We start from the raw sequence: 25,173 nt of genomic DNA, 5'->3' as shown, positions 1-25,173 counted from the left end.
CTCTGACACGTCCCATCCTGCGGGGCAATAATCGAACTCTCGTTTCCGACTGTGACGGTCACGGTGAACGACTTATCTGGGCGGGCCTCGCTCGGTACGTCTATACTGTCGATATACGGCTCTGATTGGTCGATGTTCAGGTTCAGCGACCGCGCTGGCCGGCTGTCGCGGTGAGTCCGGGTCACAGGACGGTAGCTCGGACCCGACACCGACAACCACAACGACGGCAGACCCGGCTCGGGCGCTGGACCGCTACGACGTATCCATTAGCCACGAGCGCAGCCAGTCACCCGACACCGACTGGGCGGCTCCGACCGCGTCGCCAACAGACACACCGCTCGCCACCGAACCACTCATCGAGGATCTGGAGATCCCGTGGGACCTCTCGTTTGCCGCGGACGGAACGCTGTTTCTCACCGAGCGGGTCGGCCGCGTCCTCTCGTTTGTGGACGGCAGCGTCCGAACAGTCACCGAACCGGCGGCAGTCATCGACGCGGAATCGAGCGACGATGGCTGGTGGGTAACGGGCGGTGAGGGCGGCACGCTCGGCGTCGCCGCGCACCCGACTTACCCCGAGCCGCCGGTAGTGTACGTCTACTACACGACGACAACCGACGACGAGCGGGTCAACCGGGTCGTCGCCATGGATGTCTCGGCCGAGGACCCGGCCGCCACGGAGTCCGTCCTCGTCGACGCCATTCCCGGAAGCAAGATACACAACGGCGGTCGGCTCACGTTCGGCCCCGAGGACTACCTCTGGATTACGACCGGGGACGCCGGGTCCGGCGAACTGGCCGCCGACACCGACTCGCTCGGCGGGAAGGTCCTTCGCGTGACGCCCGCGGGCGACCCCGCTCCGGGGAACCCGGACCTCGGTGGTGACCCGCGGGTGTTCACCTACGGCCACCGGAATCCACAGGGGATCGCGTGGCTTCCGGACGGCACTGTCGTTGCTTCCGAACACGGCCCGACCGGGCGGGACGAACTCAACCGCCTCGTGGCTGGTGGGTACTACGGCTGGCCAGACACCCGCAAGCACGAGGAGTACGCCGACGCCGGCCCCGAGGTCCGCCGCCCGCTCGCAAACACGGGCAACGCCGGCGGCTGGGCTCCCTCCGGGTCGCTGTTCTACACCGGCGACGCCGTGCCGTCGCTGCGGAACCGACTGCTCACTGGCGGCCTGAAGGGCCAGAAACTCCTCACAACGACGCTGACGCCGGCCGGTGGGGACCTGCCACCGGGTGACGACGCCGAGGTGTACGACGCTGACTGGACCGACGACGCCTACACCGCGACGACCCACTCCCTGCTGGCCGACGAAGTCGGCCGGATTCGCCACGTCGAGCAGGGACCGGACGGCGGCCTCTACCTCGTCACGTCGAACCGCGACGGACGGGCCGGCGACGGCTTCCCGCGGGAGCGCGACGACGTGCTCGCCCGCATCACGCCGGCCGAGTGACCAGCGCGGGCGGGCACCCGCTCTGTGAACCACTGGCTATATTTCGGTTGACGAGAGAGGGAGACCCATGGCAACAGAGCAATCCGTCGACCTCGTCGACGACGAGACTGTGGGCTTGTTCACGAAGGCGGTGCTGCTCGCGGCGCTGACCGCGGCGCTCGCACAGATATCTATCCCGCTTCCGGGACTGCCGGTGGTATTCTCATTGCAGCCGTTCGGGATGTTCTTCGCCGGACTGCTACTGGGACCGCTGTGGGGCGGCGTCGCGCTCCTGTTGTACCTGCTGGTCGGTATCGCCGGTGCGCCGGTGTTCTCGAACGCGAACGCGGGTATCGGGTATGTCATCGCCGGCCAGTCCGGCGGTTTCCTCGTCGGGTTCCTCGTCGGCGCGGTCGTCGCCGGCGCTATCGCACACCGAAGCATAGCGCCCAAACCGGTCGCTGATCTCTCTGTCCCGGTGCAGGTCGTCGCGCTCACCGCGGCGATCGCCGTCGTGTACGCTATCGGCATCCCGTGGATGTCGTTCGTTGCCGGCCTTCCGCTCACTCGTGCCACCGCTCTGATGGCTCCGTACATACCACTTGACCTCCTGAAGCTCGGTATCGCAGTCGCCGTTGTGCAGGGCGGATATCTCGACGGTCGATGATAGCGGTCAGCGACCTGCGCTATCGGTACGGCGACGTCGACGTCCTCGACGGGCTCACGCTGTCAATACCCGACGGTCAGTACTGCCTGCTCGTCGGACCGAACGGGAGCGGCAAGACGACGCTCGTCCGGCATTTCAACGCCCTGCTGACGCCCGACGCCGGAACGATCACCGTCGACGGGACCGACGTGACGGACGACCCGGTCGTCGCCCGGACACGCATCGGGATGGTGTTCCAGCACCCCCGCGACCAGTTCGTCGCCGCGACCGTGGCGGCTGACGTGCCTTCGGCCCGGAGAACCTCGGCCTCGACAGGGACGAGATCGACCGCCGGGTCGAAACGGCGCTTGACGCCGTCGACCTCGGCGATGCAGCGGATAGCCGCATCGACGCTCTCTCGGGCGGCGAGCAGGCCCGCGTCGCCATCGCCGGGGCGCTCGCCATGGAACCGGACTACCTCGTGCTCGACGAACCGCTCGTCGGGCTCGACTGGCCGGCACGGAAGTCAGTACTCGACCACCTCGATGCGCTGGTCGCTGATGGCACGGGCGTCATCGTCGTCACCCACGACCTCCGGGACCTCCACGAGCGGGCCGACCGTCTCGTCGCGCTGCACGCGGGGGAAGTCGTTCTCGACGCGTCGCCAGCCGAAGCGCTCGATACCCTCACGGACCTCGGTATCCGCGACCCACGATGTTGAGCTACCGGCCCGGTTCGACGTTCGCGCATCGGCTGGACCCGCGGTCGAAGCTGCTGGTCCAGTTCGGGCTCGCTATTGCCGCGGTCGCGCACCCCACGCTCCTGTGGCTTATCGGGACGACCGCGTTTGCGCTGGGCACGCTCGCGGCGGCGCGACTCTCGCCGCTGGCCGTCCTGCGCTCCTATCGGGTTGTCCTTGCCGTGCTGGCGCTGGCCCCGTTCGTCGCCGGTGTGGCGCTCGGCCCCCCGTGGTTTCGAGTCGACCCGGCGCTGCGCTCGGCGTTGCACGTCGGGCGCATCCTCCCGGTGTTGCTCGTCAGCGCTGCCTACCTCACGTCGACGCCGGTTCGGGACACGCGGGCGGCGGTCCAGCGTCTGATACCCGGAAAACCCGGCCAGATTCTCGGCATTGGGATGGCGCTCGTCGTCCGACTGTTCCCGCTGGTACTCGCGGACGTTCGCGAGGTGCGCGATGCGATCCACGCTCGCGGCGGTGAGGCCCGCCCGCTACGGGACCGCGTTCGGCTGCTTGCCGTTCGGTCGCTGGAACGGACGCTCGACCGCTCGGACCGGCTCTCTGTCGCCCTGCGGGCTCGCTGTTTCGCGTGGAACCCGACGCTGCCGCCGCTTGCCTTCGAGCGTCGTGACTACCCGGTGCTCGCCGTCGGCATCGCGCTGTCGGTGTCGCCGCTCGTTCCGGTTTAGCCGGTCGCTGTGTGCGCCCGAGTACAACGGTGGATAGTGGTTTCGCTATTCTGTCACTCCACGATATCGACACCGGTAATCTCGAACCGTGCGCCGCCCTCGTTCCCCTCGTCGATAGTTACCGTCCAGCCGTGGGCGTCGGCGATCTCCGCGACGATCCAAAGCCCGAACCCCGTCCCGGCGTCTGACGTCGAGTAGCCGGTCTCGAACACGCGTGACCGCTCCGATTCGTCGATGCCATCGCCGTCGTCTTCGACGTAGAAGCCGTCGTCAAGTTCTCCAACGGTGACCGTCACGTCGTCGCCGCCGTGTTCCACGCTGTCGTCGGCCCCCGGCTGACTGCTTGTGGAGCCATGTTCCACACTGTTGCTGAACAGGTTCTCGAGCAGTTGTTCCAATCGGCTCCTGTCGGCACGAACGACGGCGTCTGTCTCGACAGTGAGTTCGGCGTCGTTGGTTTCGACGTTGTGCCAGCACTGTTCGGCCGTGTCCGTGAGCGCCACTACGCCGGCGTCAACCGCTGACTGCTCGTCGCGAGCGGCCGCGAGCAGGTCGTCGATGAGCGTCCGCATCCGCGCGAGCGCGTCGCTGGCGCTGTCGAGGTGTTCGCTGTCGTACTCCTGTTGGGCCAGTTCGATGCGTCCCTCGGCGACGGATAGTGGGTTCCTGAGGTCGTGGCTGACGATGCTCGTGAACTCTTCGAGACGTTCGTTCGTGTCCTCCAGTTCCTGCTCGCGGCGCTTGCGCTCGGTGATGTCACGGTCGATACCGATTGCCCGGACTGGCGTCCCGTCGCTGTCGGATTCGACGCGGCCCTTCGCCTCCATCCAGCGGACCTCGCCGTCACGGACGATTCGGAACTCGGCTTCGTACGTGCCGGTCTCGGTCGCTGATTCGATTCGGGCCGCGACTTCCGACTGGTCCTCGGGATGGACCAGCGGTAAAAACTCGTCCAGCGACTCGATGTCGGTGCCGTACAGCGTCTCGGACCCGGGGTAGTACGACAGGCCGCCGGACTCGAACTCGCGGTCCCAGACGACCGTATTAGTGGTCTCTAGCGCGATTTCCATCCGCTCGCGAGTCCCTTCCAGTTCGCGCTCCCGGAGCTTTCGGTCCGTGATATCCTGGACAGAGCCCCGGAGTTTGACAACATCGCCGTTCTCGGTGACTGGTTCACACAGTGCGCGGACCCATCGGTCGTGGTCGTCGTCGCCGATACGCACCTCCATGTCGTATCCCTCTGCTGTTTCTATCGCCCGCTCGAACTCCGTCATGACGGTCTCCCTGTCGTCGGGGTGGTACAGGTCGACGATAGAGTCGACGGTCAGTTCGTCGTCCGGAGTCAGGCCGTGTATCCGGTAGAACTCGCTTGTCACCGTCATCTCCGGCGGCTCGCTCGTCACGTCTATCTCCCAGCCACCGACGCTCGCGATCCGCTGGGCCTGGTCGAGGAGTTCCTTCGTTCGCGTAAGCTCCTGCTCGCGTGCCTTCCGTTCGGTGATGTCCCGGCCGATGCCGGCCAGCATCGGGTTCCCGTCGGGGTCTTCGACGCGGGTCGCCGTGAACTCGTGGGGGATCTGATCCCCCGATTTCGTAATAAACGGCACTTCCACCCGGGTCGTGTCGCCCTCGAACACTGATTCGATAGCGGCCCCAACGAGGTCCCGATACTCCGCCGGGAAGAACTCGGCTCCGTAGGTCCCGGCGACTTCGGCGGCCGAGTAGCCGGTTACGTTCAGCAGACTCTCGTTCCAGCGCCGGAAGCGGCCGTCGCTGTCGAGGACGTAGAACACGTCGTCGATGGCGTCCAGCATGTCGTCGGTGTACTCCTTGTACCGTTCGAGGCGTTGTTCGCGCTGCTGGCGTTCGAGTTCGTAGCTCACCCACTGCGTCGCGAGATGGACGAACGTCTTCTCGTCCTCGGTGAAGGGGGTCTTGCGGGCCTCCCGGTCGACGAAACAGAGGCTCCCTGAATGTGCGTCACGGACACGGACCTCGGCGCTGATGTACGTCTCGTATTCCCAGCGGTCGTATGCCGGGTCCGAGGCCCACCCCTCATCGGACGCTTCGGCGATTGCCATGACGCTCCCTGTGTCGATCATCTTCCGGCAGTACGCCTCCGACAGCGGTGTGACGGTTCCTGGCTTGAGCCGTTCGTCGCTCCCGCTCGCATAGCGGACGGTGAACTCGTCGCGGTCAGTATCGTTCGCGGACAGGAACGCGCCAGCGGTCCCAAGGCGCTCCCGACCAAGGTCCAAAACCGCCTGTATCTTCTCTTCAAACGAGGCGTCGGGGTCGGCGCTGATCTCGTAGAGCTTCCGGAGCGTCTGGTTGTGCTCTGTGAGCTGGTTCTTGGTGGCTTCGAGTTCGCGCTCGCGGTTCCGCCGCTCGGTGATGTCACGGGCGAACCCGGCCACGCGAACGACCTCGCCGTCGTCGTTCGTGATTGGCTCGCCCTGTATCCAGACCCAGCGCTGATACTCCTCCGTTGCGTTGACACGGCATTCGACGTCGGCCGACTCGCCGTGCATGAGACGCCGCATCGCGTCTTTCATCAGCTCGCGGTCCTCGGGATGGATACCGTCCAGGAAATCGTAGGGGTTGTCACGGAGCTTGGCCACTGACCGCCCCCAGATATCCTCGTAGGCGGAGTTGATCACGAGGACTTCGCTCAGGTCGGCTGTGAACTCCCAGAGGATATCGTTGGTTGCCTCAGTGAGCTCCCGGACACGGCGCTCTGACTCGGCGGCCTGTCGCTTCGCGCGGTACTCGGAGACCGCGTTTTCGATGCGGTTGGCCAGTAGCTCGTACACCTCGACTCCGAACGACTTCTGTAGATAGTCGGTGACGCCCATCGAGATAGCTTCGCTGGCCACCTCTTCGCTGCCCTTGCCGGTGAACAGAATGAACGGTAGGTCCGGGTTCGTCTCCCGAATCGCATCGAGCAGATCGATGCCGTTCATCTTCGGCATATCGTAGTCGGAGACGACGGCGTCGAATCCGTTTTCGGCGAGCTGGTCGAGCCCGTCTCGTGCGCTGGTCGCGGTTTCGACGGAGATCCGGTCGTCCGCAGCCTCCAGGGAATCCGCTGCGACAGCCACGAAATCAGGGTCGTCGTCGATGTGTAACACCTGAATCCGTTCGCCGACGACATCGGTTTCCCCGTCGAGATGCCGGCCGCGAAGCGCCTCGGTCATAGTCAACTAGTTCACAAGTCCACGCAAAAACAGTTCTGCCAGTTAATTTGTGTTCGCGCGCAAGCGAAGCCGGCAGTCGGTGGCGACGAGGCTATCGCCTGCGTGTGACAACACCCGGCCGTCAGTGAGCCGGTCTTCCCGGGACATTCGGTTTCAGTCTGCCGCTCGGCCGCCGCCGCCGGCGTACGCGCGAGTCACGTCGACGAGCGCCTTCCGGAACTCGGACTCGTTCGGCTCGGGCGACAGCGAGGCGAAGTGGCGCTTGAACTCCGTGAGGTCGACCGATTCGGCGTCCTGGGCCGCGGCGTGGGCGAGGTCGTACAGCCGGTGGTCCGGTTCGACCAGGTCGTGGCGCTCACACAGCGCAAGGGCGAACGCCGCATTGACGGCCGTGATATCCGGGTCTGCAGCCGGCGTCAGCCGTGCGGCCGGTTCGCTGGGGTGGCGCACTCGGGTCGGTGACGTCGAGCGGTCCCAGGTCGGTGGGTCGCCGGGGCGGTCCGCGACGGCGGCCGCGAGGCTGGCTTCCAGAAACGGCACCAGTTTGTCGCCGGGCACCACCGGCATCCAGATGTCGTCGGCGTAGACGTCTTTCATGTGGTTGGCGATCTGGTAACAGTGCGTGAGCTTTCGCTGCTCGACCGAACGCCCCGCCAGCGCGAGGTAGATGGCCTCCCGCGTCGACTGGGTGTGTGACGGATGCTCCCGTTCGTGATGGTGCATGTGCGCGTATTCGTGTAACGCCAGTTCGCGGGCCATCGCGCTCGTCGCGGCCTGGCGGGAGATTGTCAGCCGGTGGGCGTCGTCGCTGTGGCTGACGCGGGTGCGCTCGTCGGGGTCCTCCCGGATCCGGACAGTCACTGGTCGGTTCAGGTCGTGTTCCGTCGAGAAGAGGTCCCGCGCCCCGAGAAACGGTTCGGCCGGCCCACCCTGCACGTGCACGTCCATGTGTCACCTTCTCATGGGTCGCAGAGCTATTAATCCACGGGTGGGGGCAGCGTTCGCACGCAGTGCTCAGGACTCAAGCGCCGCGAAACCGCGCTCCAGGTCGGCCCGGAGGTCCTCGACGGCCTCGATACCCACCGAAAGGCGGATAAGCGTGTCAGAGATGCCGAGTTCGTCCCGCGCAGCCGGTGAAAGGGGTTCGTGTGTCATCGCCGCCGGGAGCTCCGCCAGGCTCTCGACGCCGCCGAGGCTGACTGCCAGCGTCACCGTCTCTAGAGCTTCGAGAAATTGTTTTGCGTCGGCCATGTCTCCGGCCAGTTCGAACGAGAGCACGCCGCCAAAGCCCTGCATCTGCTCGCGAGCCAGGTCGTGCTGTGGGTGGCTCTCTAACCCTGGGTAGTGGACCGTTTCGACGCGCTCGTGGTCGTCGAGGTACTGCGCGAGGGCCATAGCGTTGTTCTCGTGGCGAGTCATCCGGACACCCAGCGTCTTGATGCCCCGCGAGATGAGATAGCTGTCGAACGGGGCGAGCATGTTCCCGAGCGCGATTTGCTGGCGGAACTCCACCCGCTCGGCCACCTCGGGGTCGTTAGTAATCAGTGCGCCGCCGACGGCATCGCTGTGGCCGTTGAGGTACTTCGTCGTGCTGTGGACCACGAGGTCCGCGCCGAGGGCCAGCGGCTGCTGGAAGTACGGACTCGCGAAGGTGTTGTCGACCCCGACCGTCGCGCCGTAGTCGGCAGCGACGGCCGCAATCGCGTCGATGTCACAGAGTTTTATCAACGGATTTGTCGGGGTCTCGACCCAGACTAACTCCGTTGCCGGCGTCATCGCGGCCGCGACAGCGTCGGCGTCAGTCGCGTCGACGAACTCCACGTCGACGCCAAGCTGGTCCCGGAACAGCGTTTCGAACATCCGTCGCGTGCCCGCGTACAGGTCGTCGAACGCAACGACGTGGTCGCCCGGTTCGACCAGTGAGAGCACCGCTGTTGCAACGGCCGCTGTCCCCGAACTGAAGGCATAGGCTCGCTCTCCGTCCTCTAGCGCGGCTAACTCCTGTTCGAGGCCGTGTCGTGTCGGGTTCGACAGCCGCGAGTAGAGGAACTCGCCTTCACCGGGGTCGACGTCCTCCAGAGAGAGGTCCGTGTCGAGCCCGGCCAGTTCGTAGGTCGACGAGAGGTGTATCGGGAGCGTGACATCCCCTGCTGCTGACGCCGTCTCGGTATCGACTGCAATCGTGTCGAGGTGTGGACGCCGAGTCATACGCTTCCGTCTGCTGGCTGGCGCTAATACCTTTGCAATCATTACTCATCCGACTGCAAATAATTATAATCGCTGGGTATACTCCCGTGACTATACTGTCGGTTGTTCTCCCGTGAGGGATTGCCCCACAGGTAGCGACTATCTGCACGAAGACACAGCCAGCAGTGCACCGACCGTTCGGAATGCCAGACCATGACACGCGAACGGCCGGATTTCGAGCGGTCACGGCCGTAGTGAAACACTATCCTTTTGACCCTGCTGTTGATAGAAAGCTGTATAATGGGCCGACGTAAGAAAATCGTCCAAGAATGTGAGACACTGATGGACGATCCGGAGCACATCCGGAACATCGCCATCGCTGCTCACGTCGATCACGGAAAGACGACACTGACAGACAATCTGCTGGCCGGTGCCGGCATGATTTCCGACGACACCGCCGGCGAACAGCTGGCGATGGACACTGAGGAAGACGAACAGGAACGTGGGATCACCATCGACGCGGCTAACGTTTCGATGACCCACGAATACGAGGACCAGAACCACCTCATCAACCTTATCGACACCCCTGGCCACGTCGACTTCGGTGGCGACGTGACCCGTGCGATGCGTGCCGTCGACGGCGCGCTGGTGGTCGTCGACGCCGTCGAGGGCGCGATGCCCCAGACCGAGACGGTGCTCCGGCAGGCGCTCCGCGAGGGCGTCAAGCCGACGCTGTTCATCAACAAGGTCGACCGCCTCATCTCCGAGCTTCAGGAAGGACCCGAGGAGATGCAGGAGCGCCTGCTCGCGGTCATTCAGGACGTCAACGACCTCATCCGCGGCATGACCGAGGAGATGGACGACATCGAGGACTGGACGGTTTCCGTCGAGGAAGGAACCGTCGGCTTCGGCTCCGCGCTGTACAAGTGGGGCGTCTCGATGCCGTCGATGCAGCGGACCGGCATGGACTTCGGCGAAATCATGGAGCTCGAGCGCAACGACAACCGCCAAGAACTCCACGAGCGCACGCCGCTGTCCGACGTGGTGCTCGACATGGTGTGTGAGCACTTCCCGAACCCTGTCGACGCCCAGCCGATGCGAGTTCCGCGTATCTGGCGTGGCGACGCCGAATCCCAGCTCGCCGAGGACATGGCGATGGTCAACGAGGACGGCGAAGTCGTCCTGATGGTCACCGACATCGGTGTCGACCCCCACGCTGGCGAAATCGCCGCCGGTCGTGTCTTCTCCGGCACGCTGGAGAAGGGGCAGGAGCTGTACGTCTCCGGAACTGCGGGCAAGAACCGCATCCAGAGCGTCGGTATCTACATGGGTGGCGAGCGCGAGGAAGTCGAGCACGTTCCCGCCGGGAACATCGCCGCCGTCACGGGCCTCAAGGACGCCATCGCTGGCTCCACCGTCTCCAGCGAGGAGATGACGCCATTCGAGTCCATCGAGCACATCTCGGAGCCGGTCATCACGAAGTCCGTCGAGGCACAGAACATGGACGACCTGCCGAAGCTCATCGAGACGCTCCAGCAGGTCGCCAAGGAAGACCCGACCATCCAGGTCGAAATTAACGAGGACACCGGCGAGCACCTCATCTCCGGGCAGGGTGAACTCCACCTGGAAGTCATCGGCCAGCGTATCGAGCGCAACCAGGGCATCCCGATCAACACCGGTGAGCCGATTGTTGTCTACCGCGAGGCCCCGCAGAACGAGAGCCGCGAAGTCGAAGGTCGGTCGCCGAACAACCACAACCGCTTCTACATCAGCATCGAGCCGCTCGGCGAGGACATCGTCGAGACCATCAAGATGGGCGAGGCGTCGATGGACATGCCAGAACTGGAGCGCCGTGAAGCGCTGCAGGAAGCCGGCATGGACAAGGACGACTCCCAGAACATCGAGCACATCCACGGGACCAACATCCTGCTCGACGAGACGAAGGGTATCCAGCACCTCAACGAGACGATGGAACTCGTCATCGAAGGCCTCGAAGAAGCCCTCGACGACGGCCCGCTCGCGTCCGAGCCGGTCCAGGGGTCGCTCATCCGTCTCCACGACGCCCGCCTCCACGAGGACGCCATCCACCGCGGCCCGGCCCAGGTCATCCCGGCCGTCCGCGAGGCTGTCCACAACGCGCTCATCGACGCCAGCATCAAGCTGCTGGAGCCGATTCAGCAGGTCCGCATCGACGTGCCCAACGACCACATGGGCGCTGCGAGCGGCGAGATTCAGGGCCGCCGTGGCCGCGTCGACGATATGTACCAGGAAGGCGACCTGATGGTCGTCGAAGGCGTCGCCCCGGTCGACGAGATGATCGGCTTCTCCTCAGACATCCGCTCGGCCACTGAGGGCCGTGCCTCCTGGAACACCGAGAACGCCGGCTTCCAGGTCCTTGCCGACAACCTCCAGCCCGACAAGATCAGCGAGATCCGCGAGCGCAAGGGCATGAAGCAGGAACTGAACCCGGCTATCGACTACTTCTAAGTACCTTTTTACTTCGTCGGGTTTCCTCGCGCCGCCGATGGCGGTGCTGCGGGAACCACTCCTCGTAAAAATCTACGCTAAAAACGACCTCCAAGTCGCGCTCTGTGAGCGCGCTCGGAGTGAAACCGCGCGCCGCCGGCGCGCGGTATGCTGTCTGCCCGCTTTCTCTTGTCTCTGCCCCGCTACAGGACTGCTCTCATTCTCCCGCTTGTTCCCGCAACCGGTCGATTCGGTTCCCCAGCGGTGGCGATTTCGAGAACGGGTTCGCGAGTCGTCGTCTCGACGGCTCCATTTCGTGGACGGTAGCGTACCGTTCGAGGGCGTCGGCAACGGCATCGGGGCCGACGCGGTCGGCCGCGTAGTCGTCGGCTGCCCGGACACCGCGGCGGGTGACCCACAGGCTGGCGACGATGAGTCCGAGACTTGCGCCGGCAAGCGGCCACAGCGGGCCGACGTCGGCCAGTGCCACGAACAGCGGAACTACTGCGACAAGCAGGCCGCCGACGACCCGGGCAAGGACTCGGGCGTTCTGGCGGCCGGCCTGGATTGCGAGCAGGGCCGTCGCCGTCTCGTCGTCGAACACGTCGAGGAACGTGCTCGTCAGGAACAGGCGGCGATACCCGGGGAAGCCGCGCACGGTCACGTTCGCGGTTCTCTCCTGTTCGGTGTCGAACACCCGGACGTCTCGGACAGTCAGTCCCGCACGCTCTTTGAGTCGCTCCAGCGTCTCCGCTGTCGGTTCGTCCGGTCTATCGACCGACCGGATTAGCGGGATGAACCACGGGGAGACAGCCTGTACGGTGACAGCGAAAACGGTAACGAGAGCCAGCAGTCCGGGGGGCGACAGCCCGGTTTCGAGCGGTACCACGACGACAGTCACCAACGCAGTGATTCCGAGGACGTACCGTCCCATCCGGACCACCGCCCGACCGGTCGAGAGTTCGATGTCACGAACGCTGCGGATACCCGGGACAGTCGGCGCGTAGGCGGCCAGTCCGACGGTGCCGGCGGCGAGCAGCTCGGCGAACGTCGCTACCACTGCTCCGACCACTCCGGTCTGCCCGCCGGCGATCAAGTGGCCGAGTCCGAGCAACAGAAAGACGACGTACGACAGCAGCGTGAATGGGAGTATGATGCCGAGGAACAACTGCCGGTATCTGGCGACGGGGTTCGAGAGTCGTCGTACGACCGCGCTTCCGAGCGCGCCGATGCCCGCTCCGACGACGGCGAGGACACCGACGAGGAACGCCGCCGTACCTATCGCTATCGGGGCTGACTGGAGGGCGTGCACATACGACACGCTTCACCGGTAGGAAAAAAACGTAGCGTTCCCTGCCCGCGACTGTCACGACGGCGGAGCCCCACGCTTAGGTCACCCGGAACCGAACGGCAGGGTATGAGTGACCGCCTTCACCAGATTGTGGACCTTCTCGTCGCTGCTGTCATCGCCGGCACGTCGACGTTCATCTGGAATCTCGTCCTGCCGACGGGGCTGGCGCTGACGCTTGCGGGGATGTTCGCGGCGATGTACTACTTTTCACGCAATCCCTGGGGGTCGCCTCGCGGCGAGGCGTACAACGAGTGGATCGACGACCTGTACGACCGCTTTCTGCCCTGAGACCAAACGAACGGTTTCTTATACGTGCCCCTGCTGAGTCATCCACAATGAGCCGAGATACCCAGGAGGTGAGCGGGCGATGAGCGACTCGACCGACGAGGTACGGTCCTACACAGTTCGGCTGGAGCTGGTCGACGAACCGGGCGAACTGCTGCGGGCGCTCGAGCCCATCGCCACGAACGGCGGGAACCTCCTCTCTATCTTCCACGAGCGGGGGAACGTGACCCCGCGGGGCCACATCCCCGTGGAGGTCGACCTGGAGGCGACCCCCGAGCGGTTCGACGGAATCGTCGACGCACTCCGGGACGCGGGCATCAACGTCATCCAGGCCGGGGCCGAGCAGTACAGCGAGGCGTTGACGATCATCCTCACCGGCCATCTCGTCAACACAGACCTCTCTGACACGCTCTCGCGGATTCACGAGTCCACGGACGCGACCGTGACCGACCTCTCGCTGTCGGCACCGGAGGGGACCGACGACGCCTCCAGCGCGCGCATCCGACTGGCGACCGAGGAAGGGGCAGTCGACGAGACGATGACTTCGATTCGTGCTGTCGCCGACGAGAAGGGGCTCCACGTCATCGAACCGCTCGCTGCGGGAGGTGAGGCATGAGGCTCGCCGTCATCGGAGCCGGTGCAGTCGGCTCCAGCGTCGTCGAATTAGCGAGCGACCACGGCCATTCGGTCACCGCGTTCGCTGACTCCAGTAGTGCCGTCATCGACAGCGCCGGCATTGACACTGCCGAGGTGCTCGACCGGAAGCGAACCGACGGCGTTGTCGGCAGTGCCGCACCCGAAGACGCGCTTTCGGCCGAGTACGACGTACTCGTCGAGGCGACGCCGACGACGCTCGGCGACGCCGAACCGGGGTTCAGCCACGTTCAGGCCGCACTCGAACGGGACCGCCACGCCGTGCTGGCGAACAAAGGCCCGGTCGCAGAGCGGTACGCCGACGTTCGCGCGCTGGAACGCGAAAGCGAGGGGAGCGTGCTGTTCGAGGCAACCGTCGGCGGCGCGATGCCGGTCCTCTCGACCATCGACGACTTCGACCCGAGCCACATTACCGCCGTCCGCGGGGTGCTCAACGGGACGGCGAACTTCATCCTCTCCCGGATGGCGACCGAGGGTCTCGATTACGAGCACGTCCTCGCGGAGGCGCAGGACCTCGGCGTTGCCGAGGCTGACCCGACCTTCGACGTCGACGGCACCGACGCGGCGCTGAAAGGCGTCATCGTCGCGAACGTCCTGGCCGATGACGAGACGGAATACACGCTCGATGACGCCGAAGTCGAGGGCATTCAGGATATCTCCGGCAGTGCGCTCGAACTCGCACGGGCTGACGGCCGGACCGTTCGGCTCATCGCCGAGGTCGTCGAGGGCTCCGTCCGCGTCGGCCCGCGGCTCGTTCCGGACAACGCGCCGCTTGCCGTCTCCGGGACCCGGAACATCGCGCAGCTAGAGACCGAACACGCCGGCCAGCTCAACATCTCCGGGCGCGGTGCCGGCGGCCCGGAAACCGCGAGCGCGGTGCTTGCCGATATCGGCCGACTGTAACGAGATAGCGGGATTTCCGACGCGCCTGTATCGTTCTCTTATTCACTGTGCTTCCCTCAGTTGGCAGTCCCGTTTGTCACTCCGAAGGACACAAACCCGGCCGTGACTGCCGGTATCGGTCGTTCTCCCTGACCAAGCTATTGGGTGCCACACTACCATGCCATGTCGTGCCGAATCGCAAGAAAGCGACGGGCTGACGCTTACACGCTTTCGAAATCGTTTTATGAACCACCAGCTAATAAACCCGATACAGCGCCTCTGCGCGTGAGAGATAACAATGAGCGACGAACAACACCAGAACCTGGCCATTATCGGCCACGTCGACCACGGGAAGAGCACGCTCGTCGGCCGACTCCTGTACGAGACAGGATCGGTACCGGAGCACGTCATCGAACAGCACAAAGAAGAAGCCGAGGAGAAGGGCAAGGGCGGCTTCGAGTTCGCCTACGTCATGGACAACCTCGCCGAAGAGCGTGAGCGCGGTGTCACCATCGACATCGCCCACCAGGAGTTCAGCACCGACGCCTACGATTTCACCATCGTGGACTGTCCTGGTCACCGCGACTTCGTGAAGAACATGATTACCGGCGCGTCCCAGGCCGACAACGCCGTCCTGGTCGTCGCCGCGGACGACGGCGTTCAGCCGCAGACTCAGGAGCACGTGTTCCTGGCCCGCACCCTGGGCATCGGCGAGCTCGTCGTCGGTGTCAACAAGATGGACCTCGTCGACTACGGCGAGTCCGAGTACAAGCAGGTCGTCGAAGAGGTCAAGGACCTCCTCACACAGGTCCGCTTCGACCCTGACAACGCCAAGTTCATCCCGCTCTCGGCGTTCGAAGGCGACAATGTCGCCGAGGAGTCCGAGAACACGGACTGGTACGACGGCGAAATCCTGCTGGAAGCACTCAACAACCTGCCGGCTCCGGAGCCGCCGACGGACGCGCCGCTCCGACTGCCGATTCAGGACGTCTACACCATCTCCGGTATCGGTACGGTCCCGGTCGGCCGTGTCGAGACGGGTATCCTGAACACGGGCGACAACGTCAGCTTCCAGCCGTCTGACGTCTCCGGTGAAGTGAAGACCGTCGAGATGCACCACGAGGAAGTCCCGAAGGCCGAGCCCGGTGACAACGTCGGCTTCAACGTCCGCGGCGTCGGCAAGGACGACATCCGACGCGGTGACGTCTGCGGTCCGGCCGACGACCCGCCGTCGGTCGCCGAGACCTTCCAGGCCCAGATCGTCGTGATGCAGCACCCGTCCGTCATCACGGAAGGGTACACGCCGGTCTTCCACGCCCACACGGCACAGGTCGCCTGTACTGTCGAGTCCATCGACAAGAAGATCGACCCGTCCTCCGGTGAGGTCGCCGAGGAGAACCCCGACTTCATCCAGAACGGGGACGCCGCCGTCGTGACGGTCCGCCCACAGAAGCCGCTCAGCATCGAGCCGTCCTCCGAGATTCCGGAGCTCGGTTCGTTCGCTATCCGCGACATGGGTCAGACCATCGCCGCCGGCAAAGTCCTCAGCGTCAACGAGCGATAACGTATGTCCCAGCAGGCACGCGTTCGGCTCGCGGGCACAAGCCCCGAGGACCTCGACGACATCTGCGCCGACGTGCGGGAGATCGCGAACAAGACCGGCGTCGAACTCTCCGGTCCGGTTCCGCTCCCCACCAAGACGCTGGAGGTTCCCACCCGCAAGTCCCCCGACGGTGAGGGGACCGCGACGTGGGAACACTGGGAGATGCGCGTCCACAAGCGGCTCATCGATATCGACGCCGACGAACGGGCACTGCGCCAGCTGATGCGCATCCAGGTTCCCAACGACGTCTCCATCGAGATCGTCCTCGAGGACTGAGCCTCGGGACCTGTCGCTTCGCGACAGCGTCGTTGTGTAGCCCGACCGAACCGCTGGCCGGGACAGTGTGAATCGCTATCGAAGGCCGCTCTCACGCGCAGGGTTTTTATAACTCCGCGTTCGAGTGGCAGACCACGCGGGCTCGTAGATCAGTGGCAGATCGCTTCCTTCGCAAGGAAGAGGCCCCGGGTTCAAATCCCGGCGAGTCCATGGCGTTACATCGTTCTGGCGAACTATCCCGAAAAGCGTCGCCTACGCCCTTCTATCTGAATCTTACTCGCAGATCAATCTGCGTATAAACTCGAAGTCAAATCGAACCACGAACGGTTACGAATCATCTGGGGTGCGGTCTTGCGATTTTGCGAAGGATTTGGCCGCTTCCCGAGCGGGGGTGGTTTCTCTTGAGTAACCGACTTGTCGAGAACGCAACTATCGAGAAGTCGAACTGCCAGCACTGCGGGGCACACGTTTCGCGTGACTTCCGGCGGACGTTCGGCGACGACGATGATATCGCCCACCGCTGTCCAGCCTGTGACTGTATGCCCCGTATCTCGCGGGGTACTGCAGCTGGGAAAGAACTCGACTACCCCGATCCGGAAGACCAGCCACAGCGGAATCAGGGCGGTCGAGTGGAAGCCCGGACTGACGGGGGTGAGAGTCTGTGAGTCCACAGTCGTCGCTTTTCGATTACGAACCAGACCTGTCGTCACTGACTGACGCCGAGCGAGAGGTGTACGAGGCTGTGGGCATGGGCCAGTATGGGCCACGGGAGTACGCCCGCAAGACTGGCCGTTCACCCGGTACTGTTGGCAACCTCCTTGGTCGTGCTCGCGAGAAACTGGAGGTGGCTCCGGCGTGACTGGATTCGTCCGCGCCTCAGAATTGTACGACATCGAAGCGGGTGAACCCCTTCAGTTCGACTGGACGAATCTCCAACCGCTTGCAGAGAGTCAATCCGAGGTCGAGCGGGCGGTGGCTGCCGTCAAGACTGACGGGGGGCGATGCGAACGATAGGGCTGGCCCCTCACGAACTCCACGCCAATCTCCTGTTCAATAGCGACGGCCTTGCGCCGTTTTTCGCACTGGACAGTGAGGTCAAGGCTGGTGAGGGGTCAAAGAGCGGCGAGTTCCTGCAGGACGGCGAGCGGTGGGTCGTTCGCCTCTCCTACCAGGACAGCAATATCGTTCACCCCGGCGAGCGGACACCACAGGGAACGGACTGGCAGCTGCAGAACATGCGTGAGTACCGGCTGAAGGTCGCTCGTCATCCCGAAGAGGATTCGGTCGGTCAGCAGGATTTCGTAGCCCATGTTGCCCCACGCTGGCCCGGAATGCAGGGCGAGCGTGACGACGGCAGCCGTATCGAGATTCCCGTTCCGGACGGCTTCGGCGAAGGTGTGAACGTCCGCGTGAAGGGTTCGAATATCGAGTTTCACCGATACCCCGAGCTACTGCAGCGGGCAGCCGTCGAGATCGGCGTCACTGGTCGGTACTTCCAGGAGCCACACCCTTACAGCAACGTTCAGGACGCCGAAAAGTACGCCCGGGTTCATCGCGACGCCAGTGGGCCGGTCCACGCTCGCGACGGGCCGATTGCGGCGATGGGCCACCTCCTGGAGTCAGATCGCCGTGGCTATCGGAAGATTGTCCAGAACGATGACGATGAGCGCGGGCGGAACCTGCCAGGATACTACCACACGGCCACACTCGGCCCGAAGCGGATTCGAGAGGCGTTCCCCGACCACCACCTCCCCAAGGAGGTGAAGCACTACTACGCCCGCGAGGCGCTGTCTGTGCCTGACGACCATCCGCTATCCCACCCGAAAGTCGGCTCGTCTCTGCAGGCCTCGCTGCTGGATGATGACGAAACTGTCCGGTGGCGCGACTTGGAGACGCTGGAACGGGAGTTAGACCAGACTGTGCTGTCGGTACTGGCCGATGCGGGTATCGACATCGCACCATCTGGTTCCGGCCCATTTGTCGAAGATTCGTACTTCGAGCCGGAGGTAGACCACTCCGGCCCCGAACCGGTGGGCTTGGATCTGACGCGAGTCGAGCAGAAGCAGGAGAGTGTCGTCGTGCGCCATCTCTCAGACGGGCTCTCGCCGGTGCAGTGGGAAGCACTGGAGATGTTGGTGGCAGACGGCGGGCAGGTTGCTCCGGCGGATATAGCCGACGAGTACAGCCGTCATGTCGAGAGTGTCCGTCGAGCGCTTCGAGAGATGGAAGACTTGGTGATATCGGACTATGCCGACGTGTCGCTCCGGTCGGAGTACGTCGCAGAGATGGTTCACGCCGCCGTCGACGAGGCGCGTGAAGCCACTCGCCGTGCTGTCGATACCGCGGCGAAGGCCGCGGAAGCAGCCGAACGTGGGCTGGAGAATACGATGAGCGCGTTCATCGCATGGGCAGCCCGCCATGGTATCGATGTAAAGGACGCCCGAGAGGCACAGATGACCCTGCGGTTCGGAGAGATCGAGAAGCACGGGAAAGCGATTCGTGAAGGCTTCCGGGTGTGGAAAGACGCGGGAATGCCCGAAGAGCGCTACCGGCAGGCCCAGGTCCAGCTCGCGGACGGCTCGCGAGGGACGGCCTGGCGCTGGCTCGCCACCGGGTAGCGGCCCGCCTGCTGAGAGGCATCACTGTCCAGCACCCCGAAAACACCGCTTGTTTTGCCGATTTTCTCCCTGACCGGCATGGCCGCCGGCGTGATCGAGGCTTGACCGAGCCCATAGCTCGGCCGTCGCCCGAACGGAATCAAACCCGGGGGGTTGTGATTCCGTTTAGAGGTGTGGCTAAGGCCACTTCATCAAAATACACCGCACGGTCTCAGTCGCGACTGCCGAACTCACTATACAGCTGGTACCCAACCCACAGACTCAGAATGGCTACTGCATTTATAAGAAAATTATCTTGTACCGATTTTCTTATTTCAACAATCGGGTCGCGCATATTTATCAATACATCCATCATTATGGGGAGAATCAAGCTGAGTGTGGTAACAACCCCAATAGCACCAATGAATAGTCCGACCTTTTGAACAGAATTCGTAGATCTGATCAGAGAGCGCAACCGATCGCTTATCCTTACTGTGATCGTTGCAGAGAGCGAACTGGCATAACCTCCTGCAAACCCTGCTATCAGACCAATCACCAGATCATACTGTATCTGTGCTATACTTGGACTGTACATATAACAAATTGAAATTCACAAGCACATAAACGGTCGCCGTCAGAATAGCTCTCTGAGAGCTAATTTCGCTTGAAATGCATCCCTATGCCTCCCCCCTCCGTGCCAGTCGAGAGTTGGCAAACGTGAGGAGTGTCGCATCTCCCACTCCAGTATCTCTACGCCTCGACCACGAACGCGATACACACCGAACACATACCACCCGTTCGCGGCGCGTAGCTTCTCGTGGTACTGATCGTATAGCTTGAACGTCCCCGGCTGACCGTCAGAATGCCGGTGCATTGCGGCCTTGATTTCAACAGGCGTTCCATCGAGCCGCTTCGCGTCGTGCCAGCTGCACCTATCGAGATTGAGGTCATATCGCTCAGCGGCTTTCCGCTCGACGAGCGTGCCATAGTGATTCGCCTTGTGACTCCGACTCATTCGCGCACCTCGCGTGCGTCATATATAGATACTCCTCTGGGCTGTTCGCGGCCGCTGCCCATGGCTCGCGCGTGCTCGCACCGCGAGCGCACGCCATGGGCCAATACCAAGGCTGCGCCGGGGGGTTGATTGTTGTTGGGTTGCTCGAATTCCGTCGCTGTCATGCGGTTAGCTCCGTCACTTCGCCAACCACGTTTCGGTGCTTTCCATCGTCTTGGTACTCGTTCCAACGTTGTCGGACCCATTCGGCGCTGTACGGGACGAAATCGGCAATTTCGTGGTTTGGTCTGTCCGGTTCTGACTCTTTAGCAGTGATGACAGTGTAAATCGCGAGCTTCCGAGAGAGGTCTTCTGGGTCCACCTCGTCGCCGTCATCCTCGCCGCTCGACCACGACCACGTAGTTGGTTCCTTGTCGTCGTAGCGCCAGTCCGTTTCGGGGATACCCGATACGGAGAAGATCGGGTTGACGCCCTTCCGGTTCCGCACGTCTTCGTAGAAGGTCGCTTCTTTCAGGCCCTCCTTGTGGACACAGACGCCGAGTTCCCGAACGAGTGGATGGACGTCCCGACCGTCGTGGCCGATGATGATGAGCGAACCGCCGTACTTCCGGATCTTGTAGGTGAGCGGTCCGAGCTTCGTCTTCGTTTCATATCCGTCCGATCCACTCCCGCCGGCGTTACTGCTGGCCTCATCGAAGATGAACAGTTTCGGGACCTGCTCGTTGTGCATCGGGTCACCGTCCTGTTTCAGCCACTCGTTCAGCTCGCCGTAGTTGGCGAGCCAGCCATCACGACGATCTCCGTCCGAGTCGGTCCACTCGTCGGTCTCTTCGAGTGTGCGGATGTTCGATGCAACCAGGGAGTCCGAGGGCTGCTGTTCCTTCCAGAGCTGTCCGAGTAGACAGGCGAAGTTCGACTTCCCTGTACCGGGTTCGGCCCATTCGTAGAACATCGGCGCGGGGCCGGTCATCTGTGCCCGGAGCTGGTCGATGGCTTTGATACCCGAGATATCGGCCCGCTGGCCAGCGTCTCCGGTGAAGTGCTTCAACGACTGCATATCACCGTTCGCCATGGCCCGCCGTGCTGTTTCAGTGCCTTCGATGCGGATGATTTCCCGAACGTGCGAGAGATCCTTGGCCTGTCCCGGCATCTTTCCGGGCCGGTCGCAGTGGCGTGGATCGTAATGCGTTTCGAGTATCGAGAGATAGCGCGATAGTTTCTCATCACGGACGATTCCGGCGTGTTGGTGTACTTCGTCGGGATCGCGCTGGCCGTAGCCGTCCTGATACTCGCGGAACTGTGCAGGCGTGTAGAGGTCGTTTCCGTCGTCAGTCATCGTTTAGTCGTGGGTCCTGCGGTTGCTCGTTGGTCGATTCGTCTTGCCCATAGCCCACAGCGGCGTCCGCCGTAGGGTCTGGAGCGTCGGTGAGGTCGTGGATGGTGGGTGCGTCTTCTGGATTTTCGCCGTCTTCGATGAGATCACCGAAGGTCTCCTTGGCCGCTGTCTTCTGGATCATTTGGCCGCGCTCGTTGGCTTCGGCGTCGGCGGTGACGAGCTTCTTTTGCAGCTCGATGGACCCACGGGACCACCGACCACGGATTGCGGCGAGTTCTTCGGCGCGGTCGATGAGCCAGCCGTGGATATCCTGCATCTGCTTCTTGCTGGTCATTAGCTGGGTGTCCTGACAGCCCTCCAGCCAGACGCCCTCAACGCGGAGCTGGCCGATGTCTTCCAGGTACTCGTACTCGCGGACGGCCCACGCGCTGCCACCGTTGACAGGATATGGGTCCGGGCCGTCGATCTCTTTCTCGCGCCAGAGTTCCGGCGGGACGTAGTACTTCTCGGTGGTGTCCTCGACGGCGTTGACGTGGTGAACTTCGACCCAGTTACGCCGTCGAAGCCAGCGGGCGATCTTCGCACCGACAAGATAGCAGGGGATCGCCAGCACAAGCCAGCCGACGGCGATGGCGGGAATCCACGTCGGCAGGGTCGGCAGCTGTGGCTGGTAGTAGGCGAACAGCACGGCCGCACCGGCGAGCATCCCACCGATGAGTAGCTTGTACTCGGCAAGCAGGTAGACAAGCCGGTCGCGGTTGTTCTGGAAAGTCGGTGCGGGCTTCATGCTACCTCCGGACGGCCGTTCTCGCCGCGGATTACGTTGTAGCCAGCTACGATCATCCAGATGAACGCGACAGTTGCCCCGGCGAGCCACGCCTGCAATGACGAGAGCGCGCGGAGGATGTCGAGCCCGCCACCGGAGGGCTGCTGGACGATTTCGGCGTACAGTGGCGTGTTCGCCGTGGAAATGGCGACACCGACGTAGCCGTCCTTCTCGGTGACGGGAATCTCGACAGTGGCGGTGTCGTCCGAGCGCATAGCCACCGTACGGACGGGAATCTTCCCGCCCTCTTGGAAGCGGCCGGCGTCGGAGATTGTCACGGTCTGGACCGCGCTCGACCGGAGGGTGATGCGAGCGATACCCTCTTCGGGCAGGTATTCCGAGCGGACGATCTCGGTCTGTCCGTCGATACGGGTGGTTTCGGTTGCGTTGGCTGTGGGCTGTGGGCCGGGTGTTTCGGCGGGGAGGTTGCCCGCGGACTGTGCGGCGGTCGGAGCGCTGACGCAGCCAAGGCTGACCACGAGCAGCGCGACGAAGAAAATGGAACGCATGGGTGGGTTAGTTCTGGAGAACGACGATAGTCAGTAGCGTGCCGATGACGGCTAGTGCCACGACGGGCGGAACGCTGCCGCCACCGAGCAAGCCACCGCCAGCAGACTGTTTCAAGGCCTTCTCACGCGCTTCGATCTGTGCGCGCTTGTAGGCGAGATCCTCGTACTGCTGTTTGAGTTCGGTAACGTTGGTCGTCTCGTATGTCGTCTTCTGGATAGTGACGTTCTGGACAGTCTGACCGTCCTGCGTCGAGATACTGTCGATGGTGAACTCTCCATCCAGCTCGACAATGCGATCCGAGGTAACGACGTACTGCGTGCCACCGATATTGGACGTGTTGTAGGTCGTTCCGTTCTCGAACTGACCGCTGGCCGGATTTTCTTGAGAGAACAGTACGCCCTCGTACTGCGTACCGGATTCAGTGGTGACGTTGAAGCTCCCGATCTGGTCGAAGTTCTCCGGAGAGTTGGTGCCAAGCAGAGTGAGCTGTGCGGCGGCCCAGCCTTGGAAGTCGTCGCCCGGCGACTGCTGGGACGCCAGCACGTACGGGTCCACGAGGTCGCTATTGTTGATTTCGCCAGCCTGGTAGGCGCTATACGTGTTCTCTGCCAGCGTATCCATTTCATTCCGAACAGTCTGGTCTTGATTCTCGATAGTCGTCCACGTAGACTGATACCGCTCGAAGGGTACGACAGCAACATATGACGTATCGGAACTGTATCCATGGACTCCGAGCGACTTCGCCGATATACCGAGGGTTGCACCAGATTTCGCAGTGTTTGTGATGTAGTGGTCGTACGTTTCGGTGTCGCCACCCGGACCGTAGGTCTTGGATATTTGGACGTATGTGTAGTCCTCAGTCGTGCCATCAGTGAGAGTTACGGAGTCTGTCGGTTGATTCCAGTCGTAAGTGTAGTCTCCGGTGCTTGATAGCGACTGGTCGTCAGTATCCACGTAGCTACTGTCTATGCTCTCGTTGAGGGCAGTACTACGCAGGTACTTGAAGTGGGAGACGGTCAGTGTGTACTCAGCCAGCAGATTCCGCTGGTGGGTCGCGTAGAAATCACTTACAGCCTCTTTAGCCGCATTCTTAGCGGCTGACTTACTGCTTCCGTTGTTTAGTGCGCGGATATAGGCGTTTTTGCCCTCAATGCGAGCTTGCGTCTTAGCATCCTTCAGGTCGTTGTTCAGGACGGTTAGCGTGTTGTCAGTGCTAGCATTGCTGTTGAGGGCAGACTGATAGATGTCCGTTTTGACCTGTGCAGTGTCGGTATTCGTCGTGTTGACGGTCGTCGTGCCCGGTTGAGGCGTACAGTCCAGATTCTCGACGCCGGAGAGTGCATTACCGATTTTGTCGGACGTGTCGCAGGTCAAATCAGAGTCGCCGCCGGTGGTCCCGACGACGGTCCGAACGAGGTTCACACCGCCGAGAAGCCCGCTCTTGGAGTCGAACGTCGGTTCGCCACCGGAGTAGTCCGACACCGTGACGTTCACGGATTCATACGCGCCGTCGTTGAAGAACAGGAGTTGGTCTTCTTTGAGGTTCGCGGTGTTGTACGTCTCACGGGCTAAGACGGTCGTCCCAGTGGATGGGCCGCCCTGCGTGGTGTACTCGACGGTGAACTCCGAGCCACCGTCGAGATTGCTGGTATCAACAATCAGCGTCGTTGGGGAGCCGGTGTACTCGTAGGTGACTGGTCCGCTGTCGGTAGCTGTCTGTGCCAGTGCGGGACCGACGGTCCCGACGACGGCGGAACAGACGATGAGCGCGGCGAGCAGGACCGACCGAGCACGGGTCACTGTTCGCACCCTCCGTCGGTTTCGACCTGCTCGACGCTGGCACGAACCTCTTGATCGTCAGCACCGGTGGCGGTGTCCTTCTGCTGTGCGTGGTGCGCGGCGATCACGCCGCCGGCAACGACGGCGGGACTGACGACGGGGAGCGGGGAGCCGATGACAGCCGCGGCAATTGTGGACCCAGAGACGCCGATGACGCCCATAAGCCCATAGCTGAGTATGCGGTCCATCGGATTCACCCCAGGTAGCTGATGACGTAGTAGCCGGCAGCCTCGACGCCAACGACGACAAGACCGATAGCGGCCGAACCGACCACGATATCCTGCGCGCCAAGGATGTTCAGCCCGGTGAACAGAACGATGACGAGCGTCCCGAGCGCGAGGTAGGTTTCGACAGTGGCCGAGCCCTTGGCGATCTCGACGAGGTCGGTGTCGAGCTGGTAGTTCTTGTTCCGACTCTCGTTGACGCGGTTGGTGGCGTAAGCCATCGCCAGGGCGGTGAGCGACAGCAGAAACGCGAGGTCGATGCTTGTTCCCTGAATGGAGAATACAGAGGCAGCGAGGTCGTAACCGAGCAGACTGATCGATGCGATACCGTTGGTGACGAACGCACTGGCGGTGAAAATCACACCGGCCAGGGCGTCTTCGATGTCTATCTTTCCGAACATGGGTTGCACCGGCCG

The 25,173-nt window shown here is 63.0% G+C and carries 26 protein-coding genes, 1 tRNA gene and 1 pseudogene; 15 read left to right on the top strand and 13 right to left on the bottom strand.

Annotated features, from left to right (window positions below; translation table 11 throughout):
- Positions 1–185, bottom strand: a 185-nt coding sequence (locus GJ630_RS19750) for a hypothetical protein (RefSeq protein ID WP_217284524.1), incomplete at its 3' end; no start/stop codon positions are given.
- Between GJ630_RS19750 and GJ630_RS06290 the strand changes: the two genes are divergently transcribed.
- From GJ630_RS06290 to GJ630_RS06275, 4 genes and pseudogenes are all read left to right on the top strand, one after another.
- Positions 122–1,459 (top strand): PQQ-dependent sugar dehydrogenase, encoded by a 1,338-nt coding sequence (locus GJ630_RS06290; RefSeq protein WP_371727088.1) that lies wholly within the window; start codon positions 122–124, stop codon positions 1,457–1,459. The two genes, GJ630_RS19750 and GJ630_RS06290, sit on opposite strands and share 64 nt — an antisense overlap.
- A 67-nt stretch (positions 1,460–1,526) precedes the next feature.
- Positions 1,527–2,105: a biotin transporter BioY gene (locus tag GJ630_RS06285; protein WP_050037159.1), complete on the top strand. Its 579-nt coding sequence runs from the start codon at positions 1,527–1,529 to the stop codon at positions 2,103–2,105.
- Positions 2,102–2,805 (top strand): annotated as a pseudogene (locus GJ630_RS06280) (energy-coupling factor ABC transporter ATP-binding protein). Before GJ630_RS06285 ends, GJ630_RS06280 begins: the two are co-directional and overlap by 4 nt.
- Complete coding sequence (locus tag GJ630_RS06275) at positions 2,799–3,509, top strand: energy-coupling factor transporter transmembrane protein EcfT (protein ID WP_191449568.1); 711 nt, start codon at positions 2,799–2,801, stop codon at positions 3,507–3,509. Before GJ630_RS06280 ends, GJ630_RS06275 begins: the two are co-directional and overlap by 7 nt.
- Before the next feature lie 53 nt (positions 3,510–3,562).
- Here GJ630_RS06275 and GJ630_RS06270 read toward each other — a convergent pair whose 3' ends face one another.
- The 3 genes from GJ630_RS06270 to GJ630_RS06260 form a co-directional block, all read right to left on the bottom strand.
- Positions 3,563–6,706, bottom strand: a complete 3,144-nt coding sequence (locus tag GJ630_RS06270; RefSeq protein ID WP_191449567.1) for a PAS domain S-box protein — start codon at positions 6,704–6,706, stop codon at positions 3,563–3,565.
- Positions 6,707–6,859: 153 nt separating this feature from the next.
- Positions 6,860–7,654 (bottom strand): DUF5781 family protein, encoded by a 795-nt coding sequence (locus GJ630_RS06265; RefSeq protein WP_064288633.1) that lies wholly within the window; start codon positions 7,652–7,654, stop codon positions 6,860–6,862.
- Between the two features lie 66 nt (positions 7,655–7,720).
- Positions 7,721–8,914, bottom strand: coding sequence for a PLP-dependent aspartate aminotransferase family protein (locus tag GJ630_RS06260; protein WP_191449566.1), 1,194 nt, complete (start codon positions 8,912–8,914; stop codon positions 7,721–7,723).
- A gap of 279 nt (positions 8,915–9,193) precedes the next feature.
- Between GJ630_RS06260 and GJ630_RS06255 the strand changes: the two genes are divergently transcribed.
- A complete protein-coding gene (locus GJ630_RS06255; protein WP_014041481.1) occupies positions 9,194–11,380 on the top strand; it encodes an elongation factor EF-2 in 2,187 nt (728 codons plus the stop codon).
- Positions 11,381–11,576: 196 nt separating this feature from the next.
- On the opposite strand, the gene GJ630_RS06250 is transcribed toward GJ630_RS06255, so the two are convergent.
- Positions 11,577–12,671 (bottom strand): peptidase, encoded by a 1,095-nt coding sequence (locus GJ630_RS06250; protein WP_014041480.1) that lies wholly within the window; start codon positions 12,669–12,671, stop codon positions 11,577–11,579.
- A gap of 105 nt (positions 12,672–12,776) precedes the next feature.
- On the opposite strand from GJ630_RS06250, the gene GJ630_RS06245 reads away from it, so the two are divergent.
- The 10 genes from GJ630_RS06245 (at position 12,777) to GJ630_RS06200 (ending at position 19,028) form a co-directional block, all read left to right on the top strand.
- On the top strand, positions 12,777–12,998 hold the full coding sequence (locus GJ630_RS06245; protein ID WP_014041479.1) for a hypothetical protein: 222 nt from the start codon (positions 12,777–12,779) through the stop codon (positions 12,996–12,998).
- Between the two features lie 79 nt (positions 12,999–13,077).
- Positions 13,078–13,611, top strand: coding sequence for an amino acid-binding protein (locus GJ630_RS06240; protein WP_008307542.1), 534 nt, complete (start codon positions 13,078–13,080; stop codon positions 13,609–13,611).
- Complete coding sequence (locus tag GJ630_RS06235; protein WP_014041478.1) at positions 13,608–14,552, top strand: homoserine dehydrogenase; 945 nt, start codon at positions 13,608–13,610, stop codon at positions 14,550–14,552. The genes GJ630_RS06240 and GJ630_RS06235 overlap by 4 nt, the downstream gene beginning before the upstream one ends.
- A 277-nt stretch (positions 14,553–14,829) precedes the next feature.
- Positions 14,830–16,095 carry a translation elongation factor EF-1 subunit alpha gene (tuf, locus tag GJ630_RS06230; protein ID WP_005537153.1) on the top strand — a complete coding sequence of 422 codons (1,266 nt, stop codon included), beginning with the start codon at positions 14,830–14,832 and terminating at the stop codon, positions 16,093–16,095.
- Between the two features lie 3 nt (positions 16,096–16,098).
- The gene (gene rpsJ, locus GJ630_RS06225) at positions 16,099–16,410 is read left to right on the top strand and encodes a 30S ribosomal protein S10 (protein ID WP_004515425.1); all 312 of its coding nucleotides are present in this window, start codon (positions 16,099–16,101) and stop codon (positions 16,408–16,410) included.
- A gap of 138 nt (positions 16,411–16,548) precedes the next feature.
- Positions 16,549–16,620: transfer RNA gene (locus GJ630_RS06220), tRNA-Ala, on the top strand.
- Between the two features lie 191 nt (positions 16,621–16,811).
- Positions 16,812–17,075, top strand: coding sequence for a hypothetical protein (locus GJ630_RS06215; RefSeq protein ID WP_064288636.1), 264 nt, complete (start codon positions 16,812–16,814; stop codon positions 17,073–17,075).
- The gene (locus GJ630_RS06210) at positions 17,072–17,269 is read left to right on the top strand and encodes an RNA polymerase sigma factor (protein WP_080510092.1); all 198 of its coding nucleotides are present in this window, start codon (positions 17,072–17,074) and stop codon (positions 17,267–17,269) included. Before GJ630_RS06215 ends, GJ630_RS06210 begins: the two co-directional genes overlap by 4 nt.
- The gene (locus GJ630_RS06205; RefSeq protein WP_191449565.1) at positions 17,266–17,424 is read left to right on the top strand and encodes a hypothetical protein; all 159 of its coding nucleotides are present in this window, start codon (positions 17,266–17,268) and stop codon (positions 17,422–17,424) included. The genes GJ630_RS06210 and GJ630_RS06205 overlap by 4 nt, the downstream gene beginning before the upstream one ends.
- Complete coding sequence (locus GJ630_RS06200; protein ID WP_191449564.1) at positions 17,412–19,028, top strand: MarR family transcriptional regulator; 1,617 nt, start codon at positions 17,412–17,414, stop codon at positions 19,026–19,028. The genes GJ630_RS06205 and GJ630_RS06200 overlap by 13 nt, the downstream gene beginning before the upstream one ends.
- Before the next feature lie 211 nt (positions 19,029–19,239).
- Here the strand turns inward: GJ630_RS06200 and GJ630_RS06195 are convergent, their stop codons facing one another.
- The 8 genes from GJ630_RS06195 to GJ630_RS06160 form a co-directional block, all read right to left on the bottom strand.
- Positions 19,240–19,602 (bottom strand): hypothetical protein, encoded by a 363-nt coding sequence (locus GJ630_RS06195; RefSeq protein ID WP_101351156.1) that lies wholly within the window; start codon positions 19,600–19,602, stop codon positions 19,240–19,242.
- A gap of 39 nt (positions 19,603–19,641) precedes the next feature.
- Positions 19,642–20,022: a hypothetical protein gene (locus GJ630_RS06190; RefSeq protein WP_101351155.1), complete on the bottom strand. Its 381-nt coding sequence runs from the start codon at positions 20,020–20,022 to the stop codon at positions 19,642–19,644.
- 160 nt (positions 20,023–20,182) lie between these two features.
- Positions 20,183–21,358, bottom strand: coding sequence for a hypothetical protein (locus GJ630_RS06185; RefSeq protein ID WP_191449563.1), 1,176 nt, complete (start codon positions 21,356–21,358; stop codon positions 20,183–20,185).
- Complete coding sequence (locus tag GJ630_RS06180) at positions 21,351–22,145, bottom strand: hypothetical protein (protein WP_191449562.1); 795 nt, start codon at positions 22,143–22,145, stop codon at positions 21,351–21,353. The genes GJ630_RS06185 and GJ630_RS06180 overlap by 8 nt, the downstream gene beginning before the upstream one ends.
- Entirely contained in the window at positions 22,142–22,693 is a 552-nt protein-coding gene (locus tag GJ630_RS06175; protein WP_191449561.1) for a hypothetical protein, read from the bottom strand. The genes GJ630_RS06180 and GJ630_RS06175 overlap by 4 nt, the downstream gene beginning before the upstream one ends.
- 7 nt (positions 22,694–22,700) lie before the next feature.
- Positions 22,701–24,494 carry a hypothetical protein gene (locus tag GJ630_RS06170; RefSeq protein ID WP_371727079.1) on the bottom strand — a complete coding sequence of 598 codons (1,794 nt, stop codon included), beginning with the start codon at positions 24,492–24,494 and terminating at the stop codon, positions 22,701–22,703.
- Positions 24,491–24,721, bottom strand: a complete 231-nt coding sequence (locus tag GJ630_RS06165; RefSeq protein WP_191449560.1) for a hypothetical protein — start codon at positions 24,719–24,721, stop codon at positions 24,491–24,493. Before GJ630_RS06165 ends, GJ630_RS06170 begins: the two co-directional genes overlap by 4 nt.
- Before the next feature lie 5 nt (positions 24,722–24,726).
- Entirely contained in the window at positions 24,727–25,158 is a 432-nt protein-coding gene (locus tag GJ630_RS06160; protein WP_064288644.1) for a hypothetical protein, read from the bottom strand.
- Positions 25,159–25,173 lie beyond the last annotated feature (15 nt).

Source organism: Haloarcula sp. CBA1122 (genome assembly GCF_009741785.1).
Lineage (GTDB): Archaea > Halobacteriota > Halobacteria > Halobacteriales > Haloarculaceae > Haloarcula > Haloarcula hispanica.
Note: the sequence above shows the minus strand (reverse complement) of the source record. Positions and strands in the feature narration are given on the sequence as shown.

What these genes read in the sequence shown, in the direction of transcription:
- GJ630_RS06180 (WP_191449562.1), bottom strand. Translation starts at nt 22,145, where the DNA reads ATGAAGCCCGCACCGACTTTCCAGAACAACCGCGACCGGCTTGTCTAC.
- GJ630_RS06185 (WP_191449563.1), bottom strand. Translation starts at nt 21,358, where the DNA reads ATGACTGACGACGGAAACGACCTCTACACGCCTGCACAGTTCCGCGAG.
- GJ630_RS06240 (WP_008307542.1), top strand. Translation starts at nt 13,078, where the DNA reads ATGAGCGACTCGACCGACGAGGTACGGTCCTACACAGTTCGGCTGGAG.
- GJ630_RS06275 (WP_191449568.1), top strand. Translation starts at nt 2,799, where the DNA reads ATGTTGAGCTACCGGCCCGGTTCGACGTTCGCGCATCGGCTGGACCCG.
- tuf (WP_005537153.1), top strand. Translation starts at nt 14,830, where the DNA reads ATGAGCGACGAACAACACCAGAACCTGGCCATTATCGGCCACGTCGAC.
- GJ630_RS06200 (WP_191449564.1), top strand. Translation starts at nt 17,412, where the DNA reads ATGCGAACGATAGGGCTGGCCCCTCACGAACTCCACGCCAATCTCCTG.
- GJ630_RS06270 (WP_191449567.1), bottom strand. Translation starts at nt 6,706, where the DNA reads ATGACCGAGGCGCTTCGCGGCCGGCATCTCGACGGGGAAACCGATGTC.
- GJ630_RS06235 (WP_014041478.1), top strand. Translation starts at nt 13,608, where the DNA reads ATGAGGCTCGCCGTCATCGGAGCCGGTGCAGTCGGCTCCAGCGTCGTC.
- GJ630_RS06190 (WP_101351155.1), bottom strand. Translation starts at nt 20,022, where the DNA reads ATGAGTCGGAGTCACAAGGCGAATCACTATGGCACGCTCGTCGAGCGG.
- rpsJ (WP_004515425.1), top strand. Translation starts at nt 16,099, where the DNA reads ATGTCCCAGCAGGCACGCGTTCGGCTCGCGGGCACAAGCCCCGAGGAC.
- GJ630_RS06165 (WP_191449560.1), bottom strand. Translation starts at nt 24,721, where the DNA reads ATGGACCGCATACTCAGCTATGGGCTTATGGGCGTCATCGGCGTCTCT.
- GJ630_RS06260 (WP_191449566.1), bottom strand. Translation starts at nt 8,914, where the DNA reads ATGACTCGGCGTCCACACCTCGACACGATTGCAGTCGATACCGAGACG.
- GJ630_RS06195 (WP_101351156.1), bottom strand. Translation starts at nt 19,602, where the DNA reads ATGTACAGTCCAAGTATAGCACAGATACAGTATGATCTGGTGATTGGT.
- GJ630_RS06255 (WP_014041481.1), top strand. Translation starts at nt 9,194, where the DNA reads ATGGGCCGACGTAAGAAAATCGTCCAAGAATGTGAGACACTGATGGAC.
- GJ630_RS06245 (WP_014041479.1), top strand. Translation starts at nt 12,777, where the DNA reads ATGAGTGACCGCCTTCACCAGATTGTGGACCTTCTCGTCGCTGCTGTC.
- GJ630_RS06160 (WP_064288644.1), bottom strand. Translation starts at nt 25,158, where the DNA reads ATGTTCGGAAAGATAGACATCGAAGACGCCCTGGCCGGTGTGATTTTC.
- GJ630_RS06285 (WP_050037159.1), top strand. Translation starts at nt 1,527, where the DNA reads ATGGCAACAGAGCAATCCGTCGACCTCGTCGACGACGAGACTGTGGGC.
- GJ630_RS06265 (WP_064288633.1), bottom strand. Translation starts at nt 7,654, where the DNA reads ATGGACGTGCACGTGCAGGGTGGGCCGGCCGAACCGTTTCTCGGGGCG.
- GJ630_RS06175 (WP_191449561.1), bottom strand. Translation starts at nt 22,693, where the DNA reads ATGCGTTCCATTTTCTTCGTCGCGCTGCTCGTGGTCAGCCTTGGCTGC.